We start from the raw sequence: 1279 nt of genomic DNA, 5'->3' as shown, positions 1-1279 counted from the left end.
AGGTAGAAGCTTTTGCAGCGACAGTCTCCCTTCCATATGAAAAAGGAGATCGCCATGAAGATCTTGTAGAAATCAAAGAAAAATTAAATCACATAGGATTTGATGGTATATCTGAGACGGATTACTTCGGTGATTGGACAGAGACTCGTGTGAGGCAATTCCAAGAATACTATCAACTTTCTGTGACAGGAAAAGTGGACCAGGAAACGATCAATAAGTTAGATAGTGTGTATAACAGTCCCTTCCAACTTGGTAAACGTCATGAAGATACAAAAATAATCAAAGAACAGTTGAATAGTATTGGATATGGCTATATTAGTGTAACGACATTATTTGGAGATTACATGGAGAGCCAAGTGAAGAAATTCCAAGGCGATCATGGCCTTCGCGTAAATGGAATAGCAGATGAACGCACTCTAGCGAAGCTAGAAGAACTCGCATCTACGGATGTGTTTGAACTAGGAGACCGTCATAATGCACTTATCTCTATCAAGCAAAAGTTAAATGCGATTGGATTTGATGGTATATCCGAGACCAATTACTTTGGAAGTTGGACAGAGACTCGTGTTAAACAATTTCAAGAATACTATGGTTTGAGTGTTGACGGGAAAATAGGTCCAGCAACACAAGAGAAACTAAATAGTGTTTACAATAGCCCCTTCCAGAATGGCAAACGTCATGAAGATACAAAAGCGATCAAAGAACAGCTCAATAGTATCGGATATGGCTATATTACTGTAACGACATTATTTGGAGATTACATGGAAAGTCAAGTGAAGCAGTTCCAACGTGACCATGGATTGCGAGTAAATGGAATAGCGGATGAACCAACGTTAAGGAAGCTAGAGGAGTTGGCATCTACGGATGTATTTGAGTATGGAGATCGACATAATGCGCTTATCTCTATCAAGCAGAAGTTAAATAGAGTCGGATTTGATGGTATATCCGAGACTAACTACTTTGGAAGTTGGACAGAAACCCGTGTCAAACAATTCCAAGAATACTATCACCTAACCGTATCAGGAAAAATAGATGGTTCTACCCAAGATAAACTTGAGGAAGTTTTTAATAGTCCTTTCCAAGAAGGAGAACGTCATGAAGATACAGTAGAATTAAAAGAAAAACTGAATCGCCTAGGATATGGCCATATTACAGTATCCACATTATATGGAAGTTTTACAGAAACTCAAGTGAGAAAATTCCAACAGGATCACGGGCTTGTGGTGAATGGTATAGCAGACGAGATCACTTGGTTAAAACTTGATGAAACTTATTATAA

The 1279-nt window shown here is 38.5% G+C and carries 1 protein-coding gene; it reads left to right on the top strand.

Translation table 11 applies throughout. The annotated features are described in order from the left end of the window. Window positions 1–1279: peptidoglycan-binding domain-containing protein (locus AQ616_RS03730; RefSeq protein WP_168156630.1), on the top strand; the 1279-nt coding region annotated here is incomplete at both ends.

The sequence above is a fragment of the Oceanobacillus sp. E9 genome, assembly GCF_001741975.1.
Taxonomy (GTDB): domain Bacteria; phylum Bacillota; class Bacilli; order Bacillales; family Amphibacillaceae; genus Oceanobacillus; species Oceanobacillus kimchii.
This window is presented reverse-complemented; position numbering and strand designations above follow the sequence as displayed.